Raw genomic sequence first — 24,594 nt, 5'->3', positions numbered from 1 at the left:
GCTATCAGGCGACGAACTGCAGCTTCGCCAGCTCCGCGTACAGGCCGCCCTCGGCCAGCAGGCTTTCGTGCGTGCCCTGGGCCACGATGCGGCCGCCGTCCATCACCACGATGCGGTCGGCGCGTTGCACGGTGGCGAGGCGATGGGCGATGACCAGGGTGGTGCGGCCTTTTTCCAGTCGCTCCAGCGCCTGCTGGATGGCCGCTTCGGATTGGGCGTCGAGCGCCGAGGTGGCTTCGTCGAGCAGCAGCAGCGGCGCGTCGCGCAGGATGGCGCGGGCGATCGCCACGCGCTGGCGCTGGCCGCCGGAGAGGCGCACGCCGCGCTCGCCCATCTCGGCCTGGTAGCCGTCGTCCAGCGCGCTGATGAATTCGTGCGCCTCGGCGGCTTTCGCCGCTTCGATCACTTCGGCGTCGCTGGCGTCCTGGCGGCCGAAGCGGATGTTGTCCGCCGCGGTGCCGCTGAAGATGATCGTCTCCTGCGGCACCAGCGCGATGGCGCCGCGCAGGTCGGGCAGGGTGAGCGCGCGCAGGTCCACGCCATCGAGGGTGACCGAGCCGGATTGCGGATCGTAGAAGCGCAGCAGCAGCGAGAACACGGTGCTTTTGCCGGCGCCGGAGGGGCCGACCAGCGCGACCGTCTCGCCCGGCTGCACGGCCAGCGAGAAGTCTTCCAGCGCCGCCGCGTTGGGGCGCGTGGGGTAGTGGAAGGTGACGTGGTCGAACTGCAGCGCGCCACGGGTGGGCTTGGGTAGCGCCAGCGGCTGGGCCGGCGCCGCAATCTCCGGCTGTTCGGCCAGCAGCTCGCCGATACGTTCCATGGCGCCGGCCGCGCGCAGCACGTCGCCCCACACTTCGGACAGGCCCGCCACCGAGCCGGCGGCGAACACCGCGTACAGCACGAACTGGCCGAGGATGCCGGCGTCCAGCGTGCCGGTCAGCACGTGGCGTGCTCCGGCCCACAGCACCAGCGTGATGGCGCCGAATACCAGCACGATCACCGCCATGGTGAGCATCGAGCGCATGCCGATGCGTCGGCGCGCGGTGGCCAGTGCGCGATAGATGGCGGTGGCGTAGCGGCTGCTCTCGATGCCTTCGCGTGCATACGCCTTCACCGCGGTGGAGGCGTTGAGGGTTTCGTTGGCGATGGCGGCCGCGTCGGCGAGGCGATCCTGGCTGGCGCGCGACAGCTTCTGCACGCGTCGGCCGAACACCAGGATGGGCAGCATCACCGCGGGAATCACCAGCGCGGTGAGCCCGGCCAGCGAGGGCGCGGTCCACACCATCGCCACGGCGGCGCCAACCAGCATCACCGCGCTGCGCAGCGCCACCGAGACGCCCGAGCCGACCAGTGCCTGCACCACCTCGGTGTCGGCGCTGAGGCGCGAGGTGAGTTCACCCACGCGGCTCTTTTCGAAGAAGCCGACGTCGAGCCGGATCACATGCGCGTACAGTGCATCGCGCAGCGAGGCGAGTGCGCGTTCGCTGAGCAGGGTGATGCAGAAATAACGCGCCGCCGTGGCGAAGGCGAGCACCAGCGCCACGCCGAACAGCGCCAGGAAGGTCTCGTTGATCACCGCCAGGCTGGAGTGGCCGAAGCCCTGGTCGATGATGTGGCGGAACGCCATCGGCAGCACCAGCGAGGCGCCGGAAGACATCGCCAGAAACAGCAGCCAGCCCAGCGCCAGCGCCTTGTGCGGCTTGAGGAACGGCCAGAGCTGGCGCAGGGCGCCGATGCGGCGGGCAGGGCGGGGCGTCTCGGCGGTGGCGTCGCTCATGGGATCTCGCTGGCGGCAATGGGAGCGTGGCGCGCGTCGCACCACCGGGAGGAGGTGGGGCGGTTGCGCGGCGATTCAATATCCGGGCGACGCGCGAACGGGCCGGAGCATGCCCGCAAGATGGTGCGTCATGCCCCGGCGGCGTAGGACTCGCAGCCCCAGCCGTCGTTGACGCCGTCGAACGCTTCGGCGGCCTCGGCCACCAGCTTCTCGAAGCCGTCGACGTTGGCGTAGGTGAGCTCCATGAAGGGATGCACCAGCACCTGCCACGGCATGTCGTCGCTGTCCTCATAGGCAGAGAACGAGACTTTCTGGTCGTTGCGCAGCAGGTGCACGGCGAACTTCAGCGCGTTGTCCTCGGACGGGAACAGCACGGCGAAATCCACTTCGCGCGGGATCGACAGATCCTCGCCCTGGCCGACCATGTTCCACAGGGCGTCGCCATTGTGGTCATCGGGAAAGACAGCTGGATCACGGGTCATGGGCGGGCTTCCGTCAGTGGGGATGGGAAATCAGTCGGCGCGCCGGATGAGGCTGCGGCCGCGGGTCAGGTCGGTGATGCGAGTGAGCGCTTCGTCCACGCGCGCCTGGGGCAACCGCACGATCAGGTCGGCACCTTCGGCGTGGAAGGTTTCGCTGTCCAGTATGGCCTCCAGTTCGGGCAGGCGCGCCTTGAGCAGGGCGAGGTCGGCAAAATCGCACGACAGTGCCAGAGTGGCCATCGGCACGATCGATACGCGCTCGGCCAGGCGCAGGCACTCGGCCGCGGTACCGCCGTAGGCGCGGGCCAGTCCACCGGCGCCAAGCTTGATGCCGCCGTACCAGCGTGTGACCACCACCACCACGTGATCGATGCCCTGGCCTTCGATGGCCTGCAGGATCGGCCGGCCGGCGGTGCCGCCGGGCTCGCCGTCGTCGTTGAAGCGGTAGGCCTGGCCGATGCGGTACGCCCAGCAGTTGTGCGTGGCCGTGGGGTCGCTTACTTCCTGCACGAAGGCCAGCGCTTCCTCGGGTGTATCCACCGGTGCGGCCAGCGCGAGGAAGCGGCTTTTCTTGATGTCCTGTTCGTGCTGACAACGACCCGCCAGCGCCTGCAACGCCTCGCTCACGGCGTGGTGTCCAGATGCCGCTGCAGATCCGGCGGCAGCACGGCGTGCGGATGTTCGCGATGGAACGCATCGAGCCGCGCGCGGGCGGCGGTGGTATCGCCGTGCGCATAGAGCAGGCGGATCGCCTGCAGCTCCGCAGCCATCGCTGGCGTCATCGCTTCCTCGGGGGGCGCGGCGCGCAGGTTCATCATCATCGACGGCGCGTCCGCGGACGGGGCGGTGGGAGCCGATTCGGCCTGCGGCGCGGGCGCGGCCTGCATCACCTCGGCGGGCGGCGCCGGCGGTGCGGGTGGCGGGGGCGGTGCCGGCGCTGCGGAGGCTGCTTCGCGCAGGGGAGCGACGCGGTCTGCCCGTTCCGCCGATGCCGGCGCGGGCGCCGGCGCGACCGGTGTGGCTGGCTTGGGGGCGGCGATGCCGTTCGCTGATGTGGTCGAAGACGACGCGGCGCGGGACTGGACCTTCAGCGCAGGGGCTGCGTACGCGCGCCGGTCCTCGGCGACGGTGGGTTGGTTCGCGACGGCGGCGGGCTGAGGTGCGGACTTGCTGCGGCGCACTTGCATCGCGGCGGGCTCGGCGCGCTCCACGGCCGCATCGGCAAGCTTTCCGGCGGCTTGCGAAGCACGTGCAGCGTCGACATCGGCTGGGGCCGCCGCTGCCGGTGCGGATGCTGGCGAGGCGGTCGGCAGGTCGGCGGGCAGCTTGCGCATGTGCCACGCCAGACCCGCGGCGAGCACCAGCGTGGCCGCGCTGCCCAGCGCCACCGGCCAGCGCCGGCGGGTGTGTCGCTGCGGTGCATCGCTCGCCACGGCCGCGGAGGCGGCGCGCAGCACCGCCGCATCCAGCGCCGGCCCGGGCTCGTGCGACGGCAGGCGATCGTAGAGCGCCTTCAGCTCCGCCTCGCCGGGCAGGTCGTCGTCGTCGTGTGGGGGCAGGGGCGTGGTCATGGGCTCAGTACGTCGCGCAGTTTGGTCATGGCGTAGCGCAGGCGGGATTTCGCCGTCTCGCGGCCGACGCCGGTGATCTGCGCGATCTCCTCCAGGCTCAGCTCGTGCTCCAGCCGCAGCAGCACGGCGGTACGTTGATCGTCAGGCAGCTGCTCGATGGCGCGCTGCAGGCCGCGGCGCTGCTCGAAGTCGGACAGCGCGTGCTCGGGTTGTTCGTGCGCGGGTGCCGCGTGGTGGGCCAGCGCGGTTTCCGCTTCGTCGCCGTCGGCCAGCGGACGCTTGCGGCGGTGGCCGTCGATGATCAGGTGGTGCGCGATCTGCAGCAGCCAGGTGCTGAACTTTGCCTGCGGCTGGTAGCGCGAACGCGCCGCGATGACGCGGCTCCAGGTGTCCTGGAACACCTCGTCGGCCAGCGAGCGGTCGCGCACGCTGCGCAGCACGAAGCGGTACAGCGTGCCCCGATGCTTCGCATACAGCGCCTCGAACGCGGCGAGGTCGCCGCGGGAGTAGGCCAGCATCAGCTGCGCATCGGGGTCGACCGCCACATCCATGGGCGGCGAGGGTACGCGATTTGCCGCGTACGGATAAGGCGCATCGAGAGGGCACGGAGTCCCGGCCGGCGCGCGGCGATGGGGGAAGGATGCGGGGGCATCCGTCATCGCTGCGGCCGCGCCGGCCGGAAACAGGGCGCGCATGGCGCCACGTTCAGCGCAGGCCGATGCCGGGCGCGGGCATCGAGCCGGCGTCGAGCGGCGGCTTGTCCGCGGTGGCGCTGCGCGTGCTCAGGCCATCGGCGAGGTTCACCAACTGCACGAAACCGGCGCGGTAGCCGTCCGGATCATCGCCACGGGCGTCGCGCGCCAGTGCGGCGATCCGCGCGTAGTCGTAGCCATCGAGGTAGCGCCCGCCGCGCAGCGCATCGGCAAACGCGGCCACCGATGCGGCAAAGCGCAGCCGCGCACTGGCCTCACGTGCCGGCGTCGCCGCGATCGGTCGCTCGATCAGCGTGCTGGCATCGTGGCCGGGCAGCTTGTAGCGCAGGCGCAGGAAGGCCAGCTCGCCGCTGCGATCGGTACGCGCGTCGTGCTTGCCGTAGCGCAGCGGATCGACGCGCGCGGCGTCCGAACCCGCTGGGGTGATCTCGTAGATCGCGGTGACGTTGGCGCCCGCGCCGATGTCGCCGGCGTCCACGGCATCGTTGTTGAAGTCCTCGCGCTTGAGCTGGCGCTTCTCGTAACCGATCAGGCGGTACTCCTTCACCTGCGCCGGGTTGAACTCCACCTGCACCTTCACGTCCTTGGCGATGGTGAGCAGCGTGGCGGACAGCTCGTCCACCAGCACGCGCCGCCCCTCCTGCAGGCTGTCGATGTAGTGATGGCTGCCGTTGCCGGCATCGGCCAGCATCACCGCCATGGCGTCGTTGTAGTTGCCCTCGCCGAAGCCCAGCGTGGTGAGTGCTACGCCGCTCTTGCGGTGATCCTCGATCTTGGTCTTCAGCGCCGCTTCGCTGACCGTGCCCACGTTGAAGTCGCCGTCGGTGGCGAGGATCACCCGGTTCACGCCGCCCGGGATGAAACCCTGCTCGGCCTGCGCGTAGGCCAGGTCGATGCCGGCGTCGCCGTTGGTCGAGCCATTGGCGCCGAGGCTGTCGATCGCCGCGTCGATGGTGGCATGCTGGTCGCCCGCGGTGGAGGGCAACGCCACGCCGGCGCTGCCGGCATAGGTAACGATGGACACGCGATCCTGCTGGCGCAGCCGGGTAACCAGTTGCTTCAGCAAGGCCTTGAGCAGGGGCAGCTTGTTCGGCTCGTCCATCGAGCCGGAGGTATCGATGAGGAACACCAGGTTGGCGGCGGGAATCGCGCTGGCCGGCACCCGATAGCCCTGCACGCCGATCAGCAGCAGCTCGCGCCCCGGGTTCCACGGCGCCGGCGCCAGCTCGGTGGTGACGCTGAACGGCTGCGCGCGATCGGCCGGCGGCGCGTAGCCGTAGTCGAAGTAGTTGATGAACTCCTCCGCGCGCACCGCGTCGGCCGGTGGCAGCTGGCCGGCTTCGAGCATGCGTCGCACGTTGGTGTACGAGCCGGTGTCCACGTCCAGCCCGAAGGTGGAGACGGGCTGCTCGCTGGCCAGCTGCACCGGGTTGCTGTCGCGATGGGTGTAATGCTCGGTGTTCACGGCGCCGGGCCACGGCTGGGCCATCGGCGCGGCGAGCATCGGCATCGGCGCCGCGTTGCGGGAAACCTTCATCGCGCCGGCGAGCCTGGCCTCGGCGAGGATCGCCGTGGGAGGCGCCGGCGGCAGCGACCTGGCGACCTGTGGAGCGACGGTGGTGACGCGGCGCGCGGCGTCGTCGCGCGCGTGGGTCTCGACCTTCGGTGGCGCCGATGTTGGCGTTGCGGCGGATTCGTCGCTGGCCGGGCGGGACAGGCCGCAGCCGACCAGCGCGACGGCGAGGGCAACGGGCAGGGCGCGCAGCAGTAGCGTTTGGGCGGACATCGGGCAGCCTCCTCAAGGTGGGTGTGGAGGTTGAAACGGGGCCGCTGGATAAACGGGGTTACGGACGCGCCGGAGGCAGCGCGGTAGCATGCGCGTTTCCCTTCACGCATCGACCGCCGCCATGCTGCACAACGACACCCTGCGCGCCATCCGCTACATGCTCGACCTCGGCGACGCCAAGGTGGTGGAGATCGTCAAGCTGGCCGACCCGGCCTACCTGCTGGAGAAGGAAGACGTGCAAGCGATGCTGCTGCGCGAGGACGATCCGGGTTACCAGACCTGCAGCAACACCATGCTGGCGCGTTTTCTCGACGGGCTGGTGATCTTCCGCCGCGGCCGCGACGAGAGCCGTCCGCCGCGCCCGCCGGAGAAGCGCATCACCAACAACATCGTGCTGAAGAAGCTGCGCGTGGCGTTCGAGCTGAAGGACGTGGACATGCACGCGATCTTCGCCGAGGCCGGCATGCCGGTGTCCAAGCCGGAACTGAGCGCACTGTTCCGCCAGCCCGAGCACAAGAACTATCGCGAATGCGGCGACCAACTGCTGCGCAACTTCCTCAAGGGCCTGACCCTGCGACTGCGTGGCGCAGGCTGAACCGGCGCGGCGGACGCTGTGCGAAGATCCCGCGTCCATTGAAGGGGCGCCCTCCATGTCCGACATCCAGCAACTGGTCTACGCCAGCCGCGCCACGTTCCAGCCCACCGACAACGGTGGCGGCGTGGAGCCGGAGGTAGCGCGCATCCTCATGCAGTCACGGCGCAACAATCCGCGCCGCGGCCTGGTGGGCGCGCTGTACTACGGCGACGGCTGCTTCTTCCAGTGTCTGGAAGGCCCGCCCGGTGAGATCGACACGCTCTATCAGCAGCTGATGAAAGATCCGCGCCACCGCGACCTCACCGTGCTGCGGCGACAGTTCATCGGCGCCACCTCGTTCGCCGGCTGGTCGATGAAGTACGTGCCGGCCGCCACCGACGTGCAGACGCTGCTGGCGCTGCACGGCAAGGACCGCTTCGATCCGTACCGCTTCGACGACGAGCTGCTCGAAGCCATGGTGACCCTGCTGCACCGTCGCAGCGACGGGGATGATCTCAACCCGATGCCCGCCACCACGGGCGCACGCCCCGGCAAGCCGGTGCCCGCGCTGCAGCCCGCGGTTCGCCGCCGCAGCCTGGGCACGCGGTTGGCGTGGGTAGCGCTGGCGGTCGCCGCGGTCGCGGTGGTCGCGCTGCTGCTGCGCTGAGTGCGCTCAGCCCACCAGGTTGCCCGGCACCGGATGGCGAAAATCCTCCGGCGTCAGGTTCTGGGTGAGGCGGAACACGCCTTCGAGAACCTTGCGTGGCAGCACCACGTCGAGCACGGTGCTCTGGTGGGGGCCGAGCGCGGTGAGCAGGTCGTCGGTGATGGCGCTGGCAGCCAGTGCGTGGTGCACCAGGCCGGCGAGATCGGCCGGCTGCACGCGGGCGCCGTAGGGGCGATGCGGCAGCACGGCGGGGCGCAGCGTCTTGCGCGGATTGCGTGGGTCGGCCACGCGGGCGTCGCCGGCCAGCAGACTGTAGTTGAGGAATAGCGACACGCTGCTGCGCTGGTGCGAGTTGGCCTGGCGGTCGATCAGAAACCCGGGTGGCAGCAGATCGGCGCTCGGCGGCAAGCCGGCGGTGAGCAGGAGGCCGGCGTCTTTCAGCGGCTCGCCCGCTTCGTCGGTGAGGCGCACGATGAGCAGGCTGCGCGGATCGTGGATGTGCACGCGCGGCGCGAACGGGCCGGCCGGTTCCAGTTCCACCTTGTCGGCATCGCGCGTGGCGTTTTCGCCATCGAAGGCATCGCACAGGCGGGCGTAGTCGGCGGCGCTGCGCACGGTGAGGCAGCGCAGGATGGCGTCGATAGTGGCCGGCTGTGCACTGGCCAGGATGCCCTGGGAGGTACCCGAGTGCGCCGCGCCCGGGATCAGCTTGAACGCGCAGCGCGGGCCGCGGGTGAGATAGAGCGAGAGCGCGTCGATGCCGCTGCCGCGGCTGTCCTGGGTGCTGAGCACGGCGTGCTGCGCGTTGAGGTTGGCGGCGGCCAGGCGCACCACGCCATCGGAGCCGTCTTCGCCGGTGTAGCTGTTGAGATGGTCGTAGAGCGAGCGGTCGGGGCGGTCGCCGATCAGCACGAACGGAAACTGGCCGCTTGTCACCGGGTCGCCGCCGTGGATGCGATCCAGGTTGAGCGAGATCGAGGCCGCGCTGCCCAGCTCCAGCCAGTCCAGGATGCGCTGGCCCGGTTCCACGCCGTCGAACCAGGCTTTCAGCCGCCCGATCACGCCCTTGCCGAGTTGCGCCAGCGCCGAGCCGAAATTGGCCGGTGCGAGCATCACCAGATGGGTGAGGCGGATCGTGCTGTAACGCCCGGGCTTGTCGCGTTGGGCGCGCAGCCACTCGCGCACCACCGGCCCGCCGGTGGAGTGGGTGATGCAGGCGAAGGAGGGTTCGAGCAGGTGCAGGTCGCGCAGAGCGTGGTCGAAGGCGCGGACCAGGTCGTCCATGGTCACCGCGTCGTCGAAGCTCACGTACTCGCTGAGCCAGAGGTCGCGCAGGGTCAGCGGCAGGCCCAGCGTGGCAGCCTGTTGCTGCAGGCGCTGCGGCATCTGGCCGTAGGTGGCGGTGCTGGTGACGCTCCAGCCGTGGACGAAGACGAGGGTGCTCATCGGGCCGCTCCGTGTCCTGCACCCGTGCGGGTGCCCGGCCGATGCTACGCCGCCCGATGGGCGACGGTGTGACGACTCAGTCGGCGGCCAGACGGGTGCCGGGCGCGGCGGGATCGGGCGTGCCGTGGCCGACCAGTTCCAGCGTCTGGCCCCACGGGGCCTGCACGTCGATGCGCACAAGGCCGCCGTCGCCGCGGGTGCCGGCGGCGTGGTCGCCGATCACCGCCACATGCTGGTGCTGCAGCCAGCCCAGCGCGGCGTCGACGTTCTCGATGCGCAGTTGCAATGCCGGGCGGCCGGCCGCTGGCGAGTCGCCCTGCACGATCTCGACAATCGCGCCCTGGCTGCACTCCAGCAGTGCGCGATCGGCCGACATGTCCAGTGCATCGCAGCCCATCACCTGCGTGAGGAAGCCCGAGGCCTGCGCCACGTCGGGGGCGGCGATGCGGGCGTAGTCGCTGGCGCCCTGGCCGAACGCCGCCGTCGGCACGCCGAAAGCCAGCAGCAGCGCCAGCCACAACATCCGTCCGAGCCATCCACGTTGGGTCACGACACGTTGGGTCACGACACGCCACCTCTCATCGACATGGCCGATAAGTGGTCACGGCGTGCGGGGTTTCCAGAGGCGATTCGGTGCTCGCTGCGTTTCCCGTTGCGAACGCTGCGCCGGTGCATGGCGCCGTCGCCTTGGCTTCCGCGGGCCAGCCGCCTAGTCTTCGCGTTTTGCTGGAGGCGACGATGAGTCTGACCGTGCTGGGGGTCCTGGTGTTGCTGGCGGGTGGCCTGGCCTGGCTGGGCTGGCGACGCAGCAGCGCCGCGGTGCTGGTGCTGATCCTGGCCGGTGTGGTCGCGGTGGGCGATGGCCCGCTGACCGGCTGGATGCTCGACCGGCTGCAGGCCGGTTACACCATGCAGCCGCCCGCGCCGTGGGCGCAGCGCAACGTGATCCTGCTGCTGGGCGCCGGCACCGTTCGCAACGCGGCCGGGCAGGCCGAGCCGCCACTGTACGGCTACGGCCGCATCGCCCGCGCCGCAGCGCTGTATCGCCAGTGCCATGCCGCCGGAGGCGACTGCAAGGTGCTGGCCAGCGGCGGCGATCCGCTGCACAACGGGCACAGCGAGGCGGCGGTGTACGGCGATCTGCTGCTGGCACTGGGCGTGCCCGCGTCCGACCTGATCCTGGAGCAGCGCAGCCTCAGCACCTGGCAGAACGCGCAGTTCAGCCGCCCGCTGCTGCTGGCCTACCAACCACAGCGGGTGCTGCTGGTGAGTTCGGGCCTGCATCTGCGGCGCAGCCTGCTGTACTTCGCGCATTTCGGCATCCGGCCGGAGCCGGTGCGCGGCGACCTGGTGCGCGCAGTGCCCTCGTGGCTGCCGCAGGCGTGGAACGCGGCGTTGTTCGACGCGGCGCTACACGAGTACATCGGGCTGGTGCGCTACCGCGTCTACAACGCGCTGGGCAAGAACGTGCCGCCGATCACGGCGCCGCTGATTCCCGCCAAGCGCTGAGCGCTCAGCCCTCGCGCATCACCATCAGCCGCACCTCGGTCATGTCCTCGATGGCGTAGCGCACGCCCTCACGGCCCAGGCCGGAGAGCTTCACGCCGCCGTAGGGCATGTTGTCGACGCGGAAGCTGGGCACGTCGTTCACCACCACGCCGCCTTGCTCCAGCTCGTCCCACGCGCGCATGGCGTGGTCGAGCCGGTTGGTGAAGATGCCGGCCTGCAAGCCGAAGTTCGAATCGTTGACCCGCGCCGCCGCCTCCTCGAACGTGCGGAACGGGGCGAGCAGGGCGAACGGACCGAAGGCTTCCATGCGGTTGACCTTCGCCTCGCGCGGCACGTCTTCCATCAGCGTGGCCTCGAGCATGGCGCCCTCGCGCTTGCCGCCGCACAGCAGCTTGGCGCCGGCCTGGCGGGCCTCGGCTATCCAGCCCTGCAGGCGCTCGGCGGCGGCCTCGTCGATCATCGGGCCGAGGAACACGTCCTTCTTCTTCGGGTCACCGGCCTTGAGCTTTTTCACCGCGGCGACCAGCTTGCGCTTGAGCGCGTCGTAGACGTCCACGTGGGCGTAGATGCGCTGCACGCTGATGCAGCTCTGGCCGGACTGGTAGAACGCGCCGAACACCAGCCGCTCGACCACGTGATCAAGCTTGTCGCCCTGGTCGGCGTCGACGATGCAGGCGGCGTTGCCGCCCAGTTCCAGCGTGACCTTCTTGCGTCCGGCGCGGGCCTTGAGCTCCCAGCCGATCTGGCCGCCGGTGAAGGAAAGCAGCTTGAGGCGCTCGTCCTCGACCAGGGGCGTGGCGTGGGCGCCGTCCAGCGGCAGGATCGAGAACGCGCCCTTCGGCAGATCGGTCTCGGCCAGCACCTCGCCGATGATCAGCGCGCCGATCGGCGTCTTCTCCGACGGCTTGAGCACAAACGGGCAACCCGCCGCGATCGCCGGGGCGACCTTGTGCGCCACCAGGTTGAGCGGGAAGTTGAACGGAGTGATGAAGCTCACCGGCCCCAGCGGCACGCGGCGGGTGTAGCCGCGATAGCCGTCCAGGCGGCCGGCCAGTTCCAGGTTGATCGTCTCGCCGTTGATGCGCACGGCTTCCTCGGCGGCGATCTGGAAGGTTTCGATCAGGCGGGTCACTTCGCCGGCGGCATCCTTGATCGGCTTGCCGGCCTCGATGCACAGCGCGCGGGCCAGTTCGTCCCTGCGTGCTTCGAAGCGTGTCGCGCAGTGCTGCAGCACTGCCTGGCGCTGCCACGGCTTGAACGCGCGCATCGCCGGCGCCGCCTGCACGGCCGCGGCGATGGCCTTCTCGGTGGCGCGGGCATCGGGCACCGCCACGCGGGTGGCGACCTTGCCGCTGTACTTGTCGCGCACGTCCAGCATCGTCTTCGAGGACTGCGGGCGATTGGCCAGGTAGTAGGGGTAGGTCTTGGCAAGCATGGCAACTCCCGGAAGCGACCGGTGATAGTGATTCGGGCAGTGTCGGGCGGCGGGCGTGGTGCGCGCGTGGACGGCGGCGATCAGTCGCCCGCGCGGGCCGGCAGCTCGCCGTCGGCGAGGCGGATGCGCAGCGCGTCGCCATCGTTCACCTCGGTGGTGGAACGCAGCACCTTGCCGTGCGCATCGAACACGATCGCGTAGCCGCGATCGAGCGTGGCCAGCGGGCTCACCGCGTGCAGCGCACGGGCGGTCTGGCCCAGCGTGAGTCGCTTGCGTTCCAGCATGCGCGCGAAGGCGCGGCGCAGGCGCGGATCGAGTTCGGCCAGTCGGCGCGCGAGCAGGGCGAGTCGATGGCGCGGATGCTGGGCGAGCAGGCGGCCGTGCAGTTGCTCCAGCCGGCGGTCGCGCCGCTGCTGACCGACCGCGCCGGCGGCGAGCAGGCGGCGATGCAGGTTCACCAGCCGCTCGCGATCGCGCGCCAGTCGCGCCTGCGGACGCTGCGCGTTGAGTCGGGCCAGCAGGTGATCCGCCCGCTGTGCCAGCGTGTGCTGCCGGCGCTGCTGCACGGTGGCGATGCGCTGACTCAACAACTTGAGTTGGCGCGACAGGTGCGCCGCATCGGGCACCAGCAGCTCGGCCGCGGCCGAGGGCGTGGGCGCGCGCAGATCGGCGACGAAGTCGGCGATGCTGAAATCCACCTCGTGCCCGACCGCGCACACCACCGGCACCGCGCTGGCATGCACGGCGCGGGCGACGGCCTCGTCGTTGAACGCCCACAGGTCTTCCAGCGAGCCGCCGCCGCGGGTCAGCAGCAGAGCGTCGTAGCGGCCGCTGGCCGAGGCTTTGCGCAGCATGGCGACGATCGCTGGTGGCGCTTCCTTGCCCTGCACGGGCACGGGCAGCACGTCCACTTCGAGCAGCGGCCAGCGTCGGCCGAGCACGCTGAGCACGTCGCGAATTGCCGCGCCGGTGGCCGAAGTGATCACGCCGAGGCGGCGGATGTAGCGGGGCAGCGGACGCTTGCGCGCGGGATCGAACAGGCCTTCGGCGTCGAGCTTGGCCTTGAGCGCGTCGAACGCGCGGCGCAGGGCGCCTTCGCCGGCTGGCTCCATCGATTCGGCGACCAGCTGAAATTCGCCGCGCGGCTCGTACAACCCCACCTTGGCCCGCACCAGCACCTGCATGCCGTCCACCGGCTTGAAGGTGAGCCGGCTGCTTTTCATCTTGAACATGGCGCAGCGCACCTGGGCGCCGGCGTCCTTCAGCGTGAAATACAGGTGGCCGGAGGCGGGGCGCGCCACGTTCGAGAGCTCGCCCTCGATCCACACCATCGGCAGCGCGTCTTCCAGCAGGCCGCGCACCAGCCGGTTCAACGTGCTGGGGGTGAGGATGCGGCGCGGTGCAGCGGCGTCATCGTCGGACGCCGGGCCACGTCCGGAGAAGGGATCGAAGGCAGACATGAGCGCGCGAGGTTAGCACGAAGGTGACGCGCAACATGCGCTTGCGCTGCGACCTGCGTGCGACTTCTCACGCAGGTTGCGTAAATAGATGATTAGTATCGGTAAATGCAGCTCAGTTTGCGTCGTCGTCGTCCTGCCGGCGGCGCTGCCGCGCCTGCCGCGTGCGCCATGCGCGCACCGCCAGATTGAGCGCGAACCAGGCCGACAGCAGCGCCAGCGGCCAGGCGATGATCGCCGGCCACAGCGCGGCCACCACCGCCAGCACGGTCAGCGCCACCGTGCCGATCACCAGCGGGCTGATGTCGGTATCGCCCAGCACGCGCCGGTCGGTGAGCACGGCGCCCACCGAGTTGGCCAGGCGCAGGGCGCTGGCCGCGGCCCGGCCGGAGCTGCCGTTGCCGCCGCGCGGCCGCCGCGCCGCACGGCGCAGCTGCGCGGCCGGATCCTCGCCCGAGCGCTGCACGCGCTCGCCGCGCAATCGCCGCCGTGGCGCCAGCACGATCTCGGTGGCGTTGCCCAGGTCGGTTTCGTATTGCTCGGCGAGCTGCTGCGCGAAGCCCTGGTCTTCCACTGCCACGTCGATCTCGCGGTTGCCCAGCCAGCTGGCCACATTGAGATTGGATGAGCCCACGCGTGCCCAGATGCCGTCGGCGACGGCCGTCTTGGCGTGGATCATCGAGCCGTTCCACTCGAACACGCGCACGCCGGCCTTGAGCAGCGGGCGGTAGCCGGAGCGCGACAGGCCAGCCACCATCGGAATATCGCTGCTGCCGGGCACCAGCAGGCGCACGTCCACCCCGTCGCGCGCGGCGGCTGCCAGCGCCTGCACGTACGGCGCCACGCCCACGAAATACGCATCGGTCAGCCACAGCGTCTTGCGCGCCATGGCGGCAATCTGCTGATCGAGCCGGTACAGCCCGGCGGTGGACGGCTCGGTGGCGATCACCCGCAGCGACACCTGGCCCGGCGGCTCATGCAAGGCCTCGGCGGGCCAGCGCGGCAGCGGTGCGCCGGTGCCGGCCCAACTGCGGGCGAAGGCAGCTTCCACTTCGGCTACCGCGGGCCCACGCAGCGCCACGCCGGTATCGCGCCAGGGTGCGACGCCGCGCGACGGGTCGCCGAGCCACTTCTCGCTGATGCACACGCCGGACAGAAAGCCGAGTTCACCGTCGACCACCAGCACCTTGCGGTGGTCGCGGCTGATCCAGCCGAACGGCCGGCCGAGCTGCGGGCGGTTGAACACGCGGACCTGGCCGCCGGCCTCGCGCAAGGGTTTCCAGAACGCCGCGCCGGATTGCCCCAGGCAACCGACCCAGTCGCACACCACCGCCACGAACACGCCGGCGAGCGCGCGCTCAACGAGCGCGTCGCGAAACGCGCGGCCCACGCTGTCGTCGCGGATGATGTAGTTCTCCAGCAGCACCCGCTTGCGCGCGTGGCGGATCGCTGCCAGCCAGCGCTGGTAGTGCACGGCCGCGTCGATCAGCAATTCCACCGCGTTGCCGGTGAGCAGGGGCGCGCCGGCGGCGCGGCTGAGCGCCTGGGCAGCGATGAAGCGATCCGGGCGGGAGGTATCCAGGGGAGATGAAGCCATCGGGCGAGTCTAGGGCATGCGTCGTGAAAGACGCTTCTGGCATGATCCGGCCATGCCACTCCAGCAGCGATACACGGACACGAACGCCTGCGCGCAAGTCATCGCCGACCGGCTCGGTCCGGACCTGCGCGTGGCCGCCCCGCTGGGCCTGGGCAAGCCGCACGACCTGCTCAACGCCATCTACGCGTTGATCGCTGCCCAGCCGGCGCGCTCGCTCACCCTGTACACCGCGCTGTCCCTGACCCGGCCAACCCCGAAGCCCGGGCTGGAAGCGCGCTTCCTGGGGCCGTTCCTGGCGCGCCATTTCGGCGAGGATGCGGTCGACCCGCAGTACGCGCTCGATCAGGCGCGCGATGCGCTTGCGCCGAACGTGGCGGTGCACGAGTTCTACATGCAGTCCGGCGTGATGCTGCACTCGGGCAGCGCCCAGCGCAGCTACATCAGCCAGAACTACACCCACGTGGCACGCGATCTGGCCGTGCAGGACATCAACCTGCTGGTGCAGCTGGTGGCAAGGCGCGAGACCGCCGAGGGCGTGCGCTACAGCCTGTCCAGCAATCCCGATCTCACGCTGGATTTCCTCGATCGCGTGGTGGCGTCGGGCCGGCCGCGGCCGCTGTGCGTGGCGGTGGTGCATCCGGAGCTGCCGTACCTGTCCGGCAACGCCGAGGTGCCGCAGGATTACTTCGACATCGAGCTGGCGCCCGAGCACTCGCCGCCGCTGTTCGCGCTGCCGCGGCAGCCGGTGGTGACCGCCGAATACGCGTTGGGCCTGCACGCCAGCGCTCTGGTGAAGGACGGCGGCTGCCTGCAGATCGGCATCGGCGCGCTGTCCGACGCGCTGGTGCACGCCCTGTTGCTGCGCCAGCGCGAGAACCTCGCCTGGCGCGCCGCGCTGGAGGCGCTGGACACCGGCTACGTCACCCACACGCTGGCGCTATCGCTGGGCGGGATGGAGCCGTTCCAGCGCGGCCTCTACGGCGCCAGCGAAATGGTGATGGACGGCTTCATGCACCTGCAGCGCGGCGGCATCCTCAGGCGCCGCGCGTGGGACAACCTGGCGCTGGAGCGCGCCGCGGCGATCGGTCGGTTACCGGCCGATGTGCCGGGCGGGCACTACCTGCGCGGCGCCTTCTTCCTCGGCTCGCGCGAGCTGTACCGCTGGCTGCACGAGACCGAGGCAGCGGATCCGGACGCGATCGACATGTGCCGCGTCTCCAACGTCAACCAGCTCTATGGCGATCACCAGGTGCTGGCCAGCCTGCAGCGCCGCGGCGCGCGCTTCTTCAACACCTGCATGATGGCCACGCTCACCGGCGCGGCGGTCTCCGACGGCCTGGAAGACGGCCACGTGGTGAGCGGCGTGGGTGGCCAGTACAACTTCGTGGCGATGGCGCACGAGCTGCCGGATGGGCGTTCCGCGCTGCTGCTGCGGGCCACCCGGGAAGGGGCGCACGGCACCGAGACCAACATCCGCTTCAACTACGGAGCCACCACCATCCCGCGCCACCTGCGCGACCTGTTCATCACCGAGTACGGTGTGGCCGATCTGCGCGGCAAGACCGACGAGGAATGCGTGGAGGCGATGCTGTCGATCTGCGACGCGCGCTTCGTCGATGCGCTGGCCGCGGAGGCGAAATCGCACGGCAAGCTGCGCGCCGATTTCGTGGTGCCCGAGGCCTGGCGCCAGCACCGTCCGGAACGCCTGGCCGAAGCGCTGGCGCCCTTGCGCAAGCGCGGTCTGATGCCGACGTTTCCGTTCGGTAGCGACTTCACCGAAGTCGAACAGCGGCTGCTGCCGGCACTGGGCTGGCTCAAGACCAACAGCCGCACCTGGCGTGGCAAGTGGCGCTTGTTGCGGGCCATCGCCCGGCCTGGCGAAGCCCGTGCCAACGAACGTGAGGCGCTGGCGCGCATGGACCTGGAGCATCCCGTATCGCTGGCCGATCGCCTGCAGCGGCGCCTGCTGCAGGCCGCGCTTCGCCACGCTGGAAACTGAGCGTCAGGTGCCGGCCAGGGGTACGGAGACGGTGAGGCAACTGCCGCGCCCGGGAAGCGAACGCACCTGCACCGGCGCGCCCAGGGTCTCGGCCGTACGCTGCACGATCCACAGTCCCAGCCCGAGTCCGTCATTGCGCGGGTCGGCCTGCTGAAAGGCGCCGAACATCCGCTCCGCCTGGGCCGGGTCCATGCCGATGCCGGTGTCGGCCACCGTGATCACGGCGTGCTGCGCGCGCCGACGCACGCCGAGCAGCACCGAGCCGTGCGGGGTGTACTTCACCGCATTGCCCACCAGGTTGCCGACCAGCGCCGACAGCAGCGCGCGGTGGCTGTGCACCACCAGTGAGCTGGCCACGGTGCGCAGTCGCAGCCCCTTCGCTTCGGCCTGGCGCTACCAGCGCAGCGCCACCGGATGCAGCACCTCGGCCAGCGGCAGGTCGCTGAGGGTTGGCAGGGCCACCGCGCCCTGGCTGCCGGCCAGCGCAGCGAGGTCGTCGAGCTGGTTGCCGACTTCGATCATCGCCGCCTGGGCCGTATGCACCAGTTGCGCCGGATCGGCGACCTCGCCGCGGCGCAGCTTTTCGAGCGCGTAGACCGCCGCTCGCAGCGGCGTGCGCAGATCGTGGCCGGCGATCGCCATGAGGCGGCCGCGGTACTCGCTGGAGGTGCGCATCAGGGCCAGCGTATGGTCCAGTTCGAGCTGGCTGCTCACTTGCCGGGCCAGCGCTCGCAGGCGGTCCAGCTGGTCGGCATGCAGCTGGCGGGGATAGTGATCGAACACGCACAGGGCGCCGAGCGCGGTGCCGTCAGAAGCGCGCAGCGGAACGCCGGCGCAGTAGCGCAGCGGCGGGTGGGCCGCGCTCAGGCGGCTGCCGGCGAAGCGCGGATCGCGCTGAGCATCGGCCACGATCAGCGCGTCTTGCTGCCGTGCGGCGTAGTCGAAGAATGTCTTGCTGTCCGGTACGCGGTCTGCGCGCATTCCCCAACGACCGATGCAGCGCTGGCGTTCATCCTCGACCAGGCCGATCAGGGCCGCCGGGGTCTGGCACAGGCCTGCCGCGATCATGGCGGCGTCGTCGAAGTCGGTTCGCGGTGTGGCGTCGTGTCCGGAGCGGTCGAGTCCTTCGACGCGCGGTGCATCGGCTAGCCGCCCAGCGGCCGGGGCAGTGGGGGAGGATGACTGGGTCATGACAGGGCCAACGCTATCGCCGGTGATGCGTGCGTGACGTGAGCGTCTGCGGGTGACGCGTGACGCAGCATTTACGAATCGCCGCAGCGAGGTGGGGGCAGGGGCCTTCGGTTATCCTTGGCGTTTCGCCGCCAACCCTCGCGGCAAGCGCACCTCCGAGCCCCATGAGCGAACTTTCCCGACCCGCCCCGCGTCCCGCCGAAGCCGAACCGCGCCGCCCCAGCGTGGGCGTGCAGATCGGCAAGGTGACCGTCGGCGGCGGCGCACCCATCGTGGTGCAGTCGATGACCAACACCGACACCGAGGATGCGGCCAGCACGGCGAAGCAGATCGCCGAACTGGCCCGCGCCGGCTCTGAGCTGGTGCGCATCACGGTGAACACGCCGGCCGCGGCCACGGCCGTGCCGCATATCCGCGACCGCCTGGCGATGATGGGTGTGGAGGTGCCGATCATCGGCGACTTCCACTACAACGGTCACCAGTTGCTTGAAGCCGAGCCGGCCTGCGCCGAGGCGCTGGCGAAGTACCGCATCAACCCCGGCAACGTCGGCTTCGGCAAGAAGAAGGACGCGCAGTTCGGCGCGATCATCGAGAAGGCCATCGAGTACGGCAAGCCGGTGCGCATCGGCGCCAACTGGGGCTCGCTGGACCAGTCCATGGTCGCCATGCTGATGGACGAGAACGCGCAGCGCGCGCAGCCCTGGGACGCCTCCCACGTGGCGCGCGAGGCGCTGATCCGCTCGGCGCTGGATTCGGCCGCGCTGGCCGAGAGGATCGGCCTGCCGCGCGAGCGCATCATCCTCTCGGCCAAGGTATCGGGCGTGCAGGAGCTGATCGCCGTGTATCGCGATCTCGCCGCGCGCGGCAACTACGCGCTGCACCTGGGTCTCACCGAAGCCGGCATGGGATCGAAGGGCATTACCGCTTCGGCCGCTGCACTCGCCGTGCTGCTGCAGGAAGGCATCGGCGACACCATCCGCATCTCGCTCACGCCGGAGCCGGGCGCCTCGCGTACCGGCGAGGTGATCGTGGCGCAGGAGCTGCTGCAGACCATGGGCCTGCGCGCCTTCACACCGCTGGTCACCGCCTGCCCGGGCTGCGGCCGCACCACCAGCGAGTTCTTCCAGGAGCTGGCCAAGGTGGTGCAGGAACACGTGCGCGAGCAGATGCCGCTGTGGCGGGTGAAGTACGACGGCGTGGAGAACCTCACCCTGGCGGTGATGGGCTGCGTGGTGAACGGGCCGGGCGAATCCAAGCACGCCAACCTCGGCATCTCCTTGCCGGGCAACGGTGAGGCACCGGCGGCGCCGGTGTTCATCGACGGCGAGAAGGCGATGACCCTGCGCGGCGACAACATCGCCCGCGAGTTCATCGGCATCCTCGATGAGTACGTCGAAACCCATTACGCCGCCCGCGCCAGCTGAGGCGATGGCCGGCGATCCGGAAGCGGCAATCCTGCGCGTCTGGCACGGCCATGCGGCGCCGTGGACGCGGGCGGTGCGCGAGCAGGCGATCGCCAGCCGGCAGCTGGTGACCGATGCGGCGATCGTCGAAGCGGTGGCCGCGCGGCAACCGCAGCGGGCGATCGACCTGGGCTGCGGTGAGGGCTGGCTGCTGCGCGCGCTGGCTGCACACGGCATCGACGGCCTTGGCGTCGATGCGGTGCCGGCGCTGGTCGATACCGCCCGCGCTGCCGGCGGCGGGCGCTTCATCACCATGGATTACGCGGCCATCGCGGCAGGCTCGCTCGACGAGCGCGCCGATGTCGTGGTGTGCAATTTCTCGCTGCTGGGCGAGGCGTCCGTCGACCGCTTGCTGGCAGCGATACCTCCGCTGCTGACGCCCGGTGGCGCGCTGCTGATCCAGACGCTGCATCCGTGGAGCGCCTGCGGCGAGGCGGACTATTGCGACGGCTGGCGTGAGGGCTCGTGGGTCGGCTGCGGCGAGGGCTTCGGCGAAGCAGCACCCTGGTACTTCCGTACGTTCGCCGGCTGGATGCGCAGCTTCGGCGCCGCCGGGCTGGTGCTGGTGTCGATGCGCGAGCCGCTGCACCCGCACAGCGGCCGGCCGGCGTCGCTCATCTTCGAACTGGTGCCGCGCTGACTCAGGCGAGGTATCGGGCGGCCACTGGCGGAACATGGCGCCATAGCCAAGGATCCAGCGGTTGCGCCGCCAGCGTGTGCAGCGCCGCCAAAAAGGTGGTGCGCGGTATTTCCTGCGCGCCCAGCGACAGCAGATGCGGATTGGATACCTGTGCGTCGAGCAGCGGGCACTGCCAATCGTGCAGCAGGCGCGCCAGCGCCAGCAGCGCGACCTTGGAGCCGCCGCTCTCGCGGCTGAACATCGATTCCCCACTGAACAGGCGCCCGGACATCACGCCGTAGATGCCGCCGACCAGGCGATCGCCGTGCCACACCTCCACGCTGTGCGCGTGGCCGCCGGCGCGCATTGCGGCGTAGGCATCCACCATCTCGGCGCTGATCCAGGTGCCGGGCTGGCCGTCGCGCGGCGCGGCGCAGGCGTGCATCACGCCGAGGAAATCGCGATTCACCGTCACGTGCCAGTCGCAGCGCGCGAGCAGGCGGCGCAGTGATCGGTTCGGCCGGCACAGGGCGGCGGTCGGGAATACGCAGCGTGGGTCGGGCGACCACCACAGAATCGGCTCGCCTTCGTTGAACCAGGGAAAGATGCCTTGCGCGTAGGCCGCGCGCAGGCGCTCTACCGACAGGTCGCCGCCGAAGGCGAGCAGGCCGGATGGTTCGCTCAAGGCCTCGGCGGGATCGGGAAAGCGCTCCGCCGGCCAGTGATCGAGCAGCGGCAGGCGGATCATGCCGCGTCGTCCGTCGCGCGGCCTTGCGCGTAGGGGCTGTGCGCCGTCAGTTCCTGCGCGTAGGCCTGTACCGAATCGGTCTCGTGCACCAGCGCATCGCGCACCGCGCGGCGGAACTGCGGGTGCGCCAGGTAATGGCGCGAGTGCGTATGCACCGGCAGGAAACCGCGGGCCAGCTTGTGCTCGCCCTGCGCGCCGGGTTCGAAACGCTGCAGGCCGCGCGCGATCGCGTGCTCGATGCCGCGGTAGTAGCAAAGCTCGAAGTGCAGCCCCGGCACCTCCACGCTGGCGCCCCAGTAGCGCCCGTACAGCGTGTCCGCGCTCTGGATCAGCAGCGCCATCGCCACGATCGTTTCGCCGTCGCGCGCCAGCACCAGCTGCACGGCATCGCCCAGCGTGTCGCCGAGCGACAGGAAAAACGCGCGGGTGAGGGCGGCATGGTTGCCCTTGGCGTCGAACGTGCTTTCGTACAGCGCGTGCACCCGGCGCCACTCGTCTCGGCTCAGGCTGGCGCCGCCGCGCATCTCGATCTGCAAGCCGCTGCGCGCTACCTGCGCGCGCTCGTGGCGGATGTTTTTGCGCTTCTTGTGATTGAGCGCGGCGAGGAAGGCGTCGAAATCGGCGTAGCCGCGGTTGTGCCAGTGAAACTGCACGTCGGTGCGCGTCAGCCAGTGGTCGTCAAAGGCGAGCAGCTCGTCGGCGAGCAGGAAGTTCGCGTGCAGCGACGACAGGCCCAGCCGATCGACCTCGCCGCGCATCGCCGTCACCAGTGCTTGTCGCAACGCCGCGGCATGCCGGCCACGGCCGGCCAGCAGCCGCGGCCCGGTGACGGGCGAGTAGGGCACGGCGTTGAGCAACTTGGGGTAGTACTCGCCGCCAGCGCGCTCCCACGCGCTGGCCCAGCTCCAGTCGAACACGAACTCGCCGTGCGAATTGCCCTTGAGATACAGCGGCGCGGCAGCGAGCAGGGTCTCGCCTTCGTACAGGCCCAGGTGATGAGCCTGCCAGCCCCAGTCGTTGCGGATGCAGCCGGTCGCTTCCAGCGCGGCGAGGAAAGCGTGTGAGACGAACGGGTTGTCGTTCGGCCGCAGGCTGTCCCAGGCGTGCGGCGCGATCGCATCGATCGCGCCATGGAAGCGGGGTTCGAGCACGGCCGGATCCGCTCTTCCGTTACTCCGGCTGCTCCAGCCAGCGTTCGGCGTCCAGCGCGGCCATGCAGCCGAAGCCGGCCGAAGTGATCGCCTGGCGATAGACGTGGTCGGCCACGTCGCCGGCGGCGAACACGCCCGGCACCGAGGTCATCGTGGCCATGCCGTTCTGCCCGCTGTGGGTCTTGATGTAGCCGTCGTGCATGTCCAGCTGGCCCTGGAAGATGCCGGTGTTCGGCGTATGGCCGATCGCCACGAAGAAGCCGGTGGCTTCGATGTCGCGCGTGGCCTCGCCGTCGACCGCCTTCACCCGCACGCCGGTGACGCCGGAGTCGTCGCCCAGCACTTCGTCGATGGTGTGGTTCCACACCAGCTCGATCTTGCCGGCCTCGGCCTTGGCGAACAGCTTGTCCTGCATGATCTTCTCCGCGCGCAGCGTGTCGCGACGGTGCACCAGGTAGACCTTGCGGGCGATGTTGGAGAGGTACAGCGCCTCTTCCACCGCGGTGTTGCCGCCGCCGACCACCACCACGTCCTGCTCGCGGAAGAAGAAGCCGTCGCAGGTGGCGCAGGCGGACACGCCCTTGCCCTTGAACTTCTCTTCCGAGGCGATGCCCAGGTACTTGGCGGTGGCGCCGGTGGCGATGATCAGTGCGTCGGCGGTGTACTCGCCGGAGTCGCCCTTGAGGGTGAACGGGCGCTTGGACAGATCCACCTGGTGGATGTGGTCGAACACCATCTCGGTGTGGAAGCGCTCGGCGTGCTCGGCCATGCGCTGCATCAGCATGGGGCCCTGCAGGCCTTCCACGTCGCCGGGCCAGTTGTCCACTTCGGTGGTGGTCATCAGCTGGCCGCCCTGCTGCAGGCCGGTGATCAGCGTCGGCTTAAGGTTGGCGCGGGCGGCGTACACCGCGGCGGTGTAGCCGGCGGGGCCGGAGCCGAGGATCAGCAGGCGGCTGTGCTTGGGCGTTGCGGACATGTGATAATCCTTGGGTTTGCTGAACAGCTTTGATCGCTTTCGGCCCGGTCGCCAGCGGTGCGTCGAGCACCGGTGGTCAGGGCGGGGAAGGCGCTCCGAAGTCCGCAAGGATGGGGAACCCCCCGGCCCGATTCAAGCGTTCCGCATCTGCGCTTTCCCAACCCACGCCGGCACCGCTTGGCGCCGACGCCACGAACCCCACAGGACTGCTTCCCCATGCGTATCGGTATTCCTTCCGAAACCAAGACCCTCGAAGGTCGCGTTGCCCTGGTTCCCGCTGCCGCCGCCGATCTGGTGCGCCGCGGCCACGAGGTCTTCATCCAGGCGGGCGCCGGCGAGAAGAGCGGCTTCGCCGACGAGGCCTACACCCGCGAAGGCGTCACCGTGGTGCCCGACGCGGCCGCGGTCTATGAGAAGGGCGAGTTGATCGTCAAGGTGAAGGAGCCTATCGCCGGCGACCTGGCCCTGCTGAAGAAGCATCACCTGCTGTTCTGCTACCTGCACCTGGCCGCAGAGCCGGAGCTCACCAAGAGCCTGCTGGACATCGGCCTGACCGGCGTGGCGTTCGAGTCGGTGGAAGAGAACGGCGGCCTGCCGCTGCTGCTGCCGATGTCGGTGATCGCCGGCCGCATCGCCACCCAGATCGGCACCACGCTGCTGCATCGTCCGCAGGGCGGCAAGGGCAAGCTGCTGGGCGGCATGGCTTCGACCTCGCGCGGCAAGGTGGTGGTGCTCGGTGGCGGTGCCGCGGGCAAGGCCGCCGCCTCGCTGGCCGCAGCGGCCGGCGCCCGCGTGGTGGTGTTCGACAAGCGCCAGGATCGCCTGGCCGAGATGATGGAGCTGGGCGCCAACGTCACCGCGCTGTACGCCTATGAGTCGTCGGTGGCCGAGGAAGTGCGCGATGCCGACCTCGTGGTCGGTGCGGTACTGATCCCCAGCGCCAAGGCGCCGCGCGTGGTTACCGAGGCCATGGTCAAGACCATGGAGAAGGGCTCGGTGCTGGTCGACATCTCGATCGACCAGGGCGGCTGCTTCGAGACCTCGCGCCCGACCACCTGGAAGGATCCCACCTACGACGTGCATGGTGTGACGCACTTCTGCGTCACCAACATGCCCGGCGCCGTGCCGCAGACCTCGTCGCTGGCGATTTCCGCGGCGATCCTGCCGTACGTGCAGCGCCTGGCCGGCGGCAACGAGTGGCGCGACTTCGCTCCGCTGAAGGCCGGCATCAATGTCGACGGCGGCAAGCTGGTCCACCCGGCCCTGAAGTAGGCGTGCCGGCAGCGCCCGCACGCGGGGGCTGCCTCCCCGTTTGATGCCCCCCTGTAGGAGCCCGCTCGCGGGCGATGCTCTTGGCTTTGAATCGACATCAAAGCAAAAGCATCGCCCGCGAGCGGGCTCCTACGTTTTGTTTTGGGGTCCGCGGCGCAGCT

23 protein-coding genes are annotated in these 24,594 nt (G+C 70.0%); 7 read left to right on the top strand and 16 right to left on the bottom strand.

Annotated elements, in window-relative coordinates; translation table 11 throughout:
• Positions 1-4: 4 nt before the first annotated feature.
• From ACTHJF_RS10985 to ACTHJF_RS10960, 6 genes are all read right to left on the bottom strand, one after another.
• A complete protein-coding gene (locus ACTHJF_RS10985) occupies positions 5-1,777 on the bottom strand; it encodes an ABC transporter transmembrane domain-containing protein (RefSeq protein WP_440261305.1) in 1,773 nt (590 codons plus the stop codon).
• A 128-nt stretch (positions 1,778-1,905) separates the two neighbouring features.
• Positions 1,906-2,259, bottom strand: coding sequence for a ribonuclease E inhibitor RraB (locus ACTHJF_RS10980; RefSeq protein WP_440267143.1), 354 nt, complete (start codon positions 2,257-2,259; stop codon positions 1,906-1,908).
• A gap of 30 nt (positions 2,260-2,289) precedes the next feature.
• Entirely contained in the window at positions 2,290-2,886 is a 597-nt protein-coding gene (locus tag ACTHJF_RS10975) for an IMPACT family protein (protein WP_440267142.1), read from the bottom strand.
• A complete protein-coding gene (locus ACTHJF_RS10970; protein ID WP_440267141.1) occupies positions 2,883-3,830 on the bottom strand; it encodes a hypothetical protein in 948 nt (315 codons plus the stop codon). The genes ACTHJF_RS10975 and ACTHJF_RS10970 overlap by 4 nt, the downstream gene beginning before the upstream one ends.
• Positions 3,827-4,381, bottom strand: a complete 555-nt coding sequence (locus tag ACTHJF_RS10965; RefSeq protein ID WP_440267140.1) for an RNA polymerase sigma factor — start codon at positions 4,379-4,381, stop codon at positions 3,827-3,829. The genes ACTHJF_RS10970 and ACTHJF_RS10965 overlap by 4 nt, the downstream gene beginning before the upstream one ends.
• 154 nt (positions 4,382-4,535) lie before the next feature.
• Positions 4,536-6,329, bottom strand: a complete 1,794-nt coding sequence (locus tag ACTHJF_RS10960; protein ID WP_440267139.1) for a vWA domain-containing protein — start codon at positions 6,327-6,329, stop codon at positions 4,536-4,538.
• 121 nt (positions 6,330-6,450) lie between these two features.
• Between ACTHJF_RS10960 and ACTHJF_RS10955 the strand changes: the two genes are divergently transcribed.
• Together ACTHJF_RS10955 and ACTHJF_RS10950 are read left to right on the top strand one after the other, a co-directional pair.
• Complete coding sequence (locus ACTHJF_RS10955; RefSeq protein WP_440255725.1) at positions 6,451-6,924, top strand: DUF1456 family protein; 474 nt, start codon at positions 6,451-6,453, stop codon at positions 6,922-6,924.
• 55 nt (positions 6,925-6,979) lie between these two features.
• On the top strand, positions 6,980-7,570 hold the full coding sequence (locus ACTHJF_RS10950; RefSeq protein WP_440267138.1) for a BLUF domain-containing protein: 591 nt from the start codon (positions 6,980-6,982) through the stop codon (positions 7,568-7,570).
• Positions 7,571-7,576: 6 nt separating this feature from the next.
• Here the strand turns inward: ACTHJF_RS10950 and ACTHJF_RS10945 are convergent, their stop codons facing one another.
• Positions 7,577-9,016, bottom strand: a complete 1,440-nt coding sequence (locus tag ACTHJF_RS10945; protein WP_440267137.1) for a phospholipase — start codon at positions 9,014-9,016, stop codon at positions 7,577-7,579.
• A gap of 76 nt (positions 9,017-9,092) precedes the next feature.
• A complete protein-coding gene (locus tag ACTHJF_RS10940) occupies positions 9,093-9,581 on the bottom strand; it encodes a VOC family protein (protein ID WP_440267136.1) in 489 nt (162 codons plus the stop codon).
• Positions 9,582-9,754: 173 nt separating this feature from the next.
• Here ACTHJF_RS10940 and ACTHJF_RS10935 point away from each other — a divergent pair, with 173 nt between their 5' ends.
• Positions 9,755-10,525 (top strand): YdcF family protein, encoded by a 771-nt coding sequence (locus ACTHJF_RS10935; RefSeq protein ID WP_440267135.1) that lies wholly within the window; start codon positions 9,755-9,757, stop codon positions 10,523-10,525.
• Between the two features lie 4 nt (positions 10,526-10,529).
• Here ACTHJF_RS10935 and ACTHJF_RS10930 read toward each other — a convergent pair whose 3' ends face one another.
• From ACTHJF_RS10930 to ACTHJF_RS10920, 3 genes are all read right to left on the bottom strand, one after another.
• Complete coding sequence (locus ACTHJF_RS10930) at positions 10,530-11,960, bottom strand: aldehyde dehydrogenase family protein (RefSeq protein ID WP_440267134.1); 1,431 nt, start codon at positions 11,958-11,960, stop codon at positions 10,530-10,532.
• A gap of 80 nt (positions 11,961-12,040) precedes the next feature.
• On the bottom strand, positions 12,041-13,420 hold the full coding sequence (gene xseA / locus ACTHJF_RS10925) for an exodeoxyribonuclease VII large subunit (protein ID WP_440267133.1): 1,380 nt from the start codon (positions 13,418-13,420) through the stop codon (positions 12,041-12,043).
• A gap of 112 nt (positions 13,421-13,532) precedes the next feature.
• Entirely contained in the window at positions 13,533-15,014 is a 1,482-nt protein-coding gene (locus ACTHJF_RS10920; protein WP_440267132.1) for a phospholipase D-like domain-containing protein, read from the bottom strand.
• 52 nt (positions 15,015-15,066) lie between these two features.
• Between ACTHJF_RS10920 and ACTHJF_RS10915 the strand changes: the two genes are divergently transcribed.
• Complete coding sequence (locus tag ACTHJF_RS10915) at positions 15,067-17,013, top strand: acetyl-CoA hydrolase/transferase C-terminal domain-containing protein (RefSeq protein ID WP_440267131.1); 1,947 nt, start codon at positions 15,067-15,069, stop codon at positions 17,011-17,013.
• A 3-nt stretch (positions 17,014-17,016) separates the two neighbouring features.
• Here the strand turns inward: ACTHJF_RS10915 and ACTHJF_RS10910 are convergent, their stop codons facing one another.
• Both ACTHJF_RS10910 and ACTHJF_RS10905 read right to left on the bottom strand, forming a co-directional pair.
• Positions 17,017-17,370, bottom strand: coding sequence for a sensor histidine kinase (locus ACTHJF_RS10910; protein ID WP_440267130.1), 354 nt, complete (start codon positions 17,368-17,370; stop codon positions 17,017-17,019).
• 36 nt (positions 17,371-17,406) lie between these two features.
• On the bottom strand, positions 17,407-18,204 hold the full coding sequence (locus ACTHJF_RS10905; protein ID WP_440267129.1) for a GAF domain-containing protein: 798 nt from the start codon (positions 18,202-18,204) through the stop codon (positions 17,407-17,409).
• Positions 18,205-18,368: 164 nt separating this feature from the next.
• Between ACTHJF_RS10905 and ispG the strand changes: the two genes are divergently transcribed.
• Positions 18,369-19,628, top strand: coding sequence for a flavodoxin-dependent (E)-4-hydroxy-3-methylbut-2-enyl-diphosphate synthase (gene ispG, locus ACTHJF_RS10900; RefSeq protein ID WP_440267128.1), 1,260 nt, complete (start codon positions 18,369-18,371; stop codon positions 19,626-19,628).
• Entirely contained in the window at positions 19,588-20,307 is a 720-nt protein-coding gene (locus tag ACTHJF_RS10895; protein WP_440267127.1) for a class I SAM-dependent methyltransferase, read from the top strand. The genes ispG and ACTHJF_RS10895 overlap by 41 nt, the downstream gene beginning before the upstream one ends.
• A gap of 1 nt (position 20,308) precedes the next feature.
• On the opposite strand, the gene aat is transcribed toward ACTHJF_RS10895, so the two are convergent.
• From aat to trxB, 3 genes are read right to left on the bottom strand one after another with little or no spacing between them, the layout of a single operon-like run.
• Complete coding sequence (gene aat, locus ACTHJF_RS10890) at positions 20,309-21,034, bottom strand: leucyl/phenylalanyl-tRNA--protein transferase (RefSeq protein ID WP_440267126.1); 726 nt, start codon at positions 21,032-21,034, stop codon at positions 20,309-20,311.
• Positions 21,031-22,185: a GNAT family N-acetyltransferase gene (locus tag ACTHJF_RS10885; protein WP_440267125.1), complete on the bottom strand. Its 1,155-nt coding sequence runs from the start codon at positions 22,183-22,185 to the stop codon at positions 21,031-21,033. Before ACTHJF_RS10885 ends, aat begins: the two co-directional genes overlap by 4 nt.
• Positions 22,186-22,204: 19 nt before the next feature.
• The gene (trxB, locus tag ACTHJF_RS10880; protein ID WP_431636862.1) at positions 22,205-23,161 is read right to left on the bottom strand and encodes a thioredoxin-disulfide reductase; all 957 of its coding nucleotides are present in this window, start codon (positions 23,159-23,161) and stop codon (positions 22,205-22,207) included.
• Positions 23,162-23,377: 216 nt separating this feature from the next.
• Here trxB and ald point away from each other — a divergent pair, with 216 nt between their 5' ends.
• A complete protein-coding gene (gene ald / locus ACTHJF_RS10875) occupies positions 23,378-24,433 on the top strand; it encodes an alanine dehydrogenase (protein WP_440267124.1) in 1,056 nt (351 codons plus the stop codon).
• Positions 24,434-24,594: the final 161 nt, after the last annotated feature.

Source organism: Dyella sp. (genome assembly GCF_051962475.1).
In the GTDB taxonomy this organism is placed as follows: domain Bacteria; phylum Pseudomonadota; class Gammaproteobacteria; order Xanthomonadales; family Rhodanobacteraceae; genus Dyella_A.
The sequence above is the reverse complement of the archived record's forward strand: the minus strand, read 5'-3'. Positions and strand labels throughout refer to the sequence as shown.